Source organism: Leptotrichia sp. oral taxon 215 str. W9775 (genome assembly GCF_000469505.1).
Lineage (GTDB): Bacteria > Fusobacteriota > Fusobacteriia > Fusobacteriales > Leptotrichiaceae > Leptotrichia_A.
This window is the reverse complement of sequence record NZ_KI272856.1, coordinates 1-554: the sequence shown is the minus strand read 5'-3', so window position 1 is coordinate 554 and position 554 is coordinate 1. Positions and strand designations below refer to the sequence as shown.

Here is a 554-nt window from a genome sequence, read left to right as displayed (position 1 = left end):
CGTGCTATCCAGTTTTTGAAAACCGAAAAACTGGATTTTTTATTTAATAAGCAGGGGGGTTATTTTGATTTTTTTGCAAGATTCAAGACCTGCTTTCTGAATTCTTCATCTGAAATTTCTCCATATGCACTTTTTCTTATAAGTTCAATTTCCTCTTCAGAACATTTTCCGCATGCAAGTTCAACATTGTACACTGCAGAAGCAATTCTTTTTTCAGTTTCAGCATTTAATTTTCTCATTGGCCATTCCTCCGATTTTTTATTAATTATAACATGAAAAACTGCAGATTTGACAAGGCCTAGATTGATTCTTTATAATGTAGATAAATAGTGAAAGGAGGGAGAATTGAACAAAAAGAAAAAAAATAAAAAGAAAAGAAAACAACAGTTAAAAGTATTATTAGTTTTTGCAATAGTATTTGGAAGTTTTCTTCTGTCAATTCTAGGAAAAGAAACATCAGAGTATACGTCAATTACAACGGCAATTATATTAAACTTCAATAGATTATTTAATTAAAACAGTAGAAGGCACGTTTACAAGTGTCTTTTTTTTTT

General features: G+C 29.4%; 2 protein-coding genes. One reads left to right on the top strand and one right to left on the bottom strand.

What is annotated here, in order from left to right:
* Window positions 1-59: 59 nt before the first annotated feature.
* On the bottom strand, window positions 60-239 hold the full coding sequence (locus HMPREF1984_RS06790; protein WP_021767208.1) for a hypothetical protein: 180 nt from the start codon (window positions 237-239) through the stop codon (window positions 60-62).
* Between the two features lie 106 nt (window positions 240-345).
* Between HMPREF1984_RS06790 and HMPREF1984_RS11380 the strand changes: the two genes are divergently transcribed.
* Window positions 346-516, top strand: a complete 171-nt coding sequence (locus HMPREF1984_RS11380) for a hypothetical protein (RefSeq protein ID WP_021767207.1) — start codon at window positions 346-348, stop codon at window positions 514-516.
* Window positions 517-554: the final 38 nt, after the last annotated feature.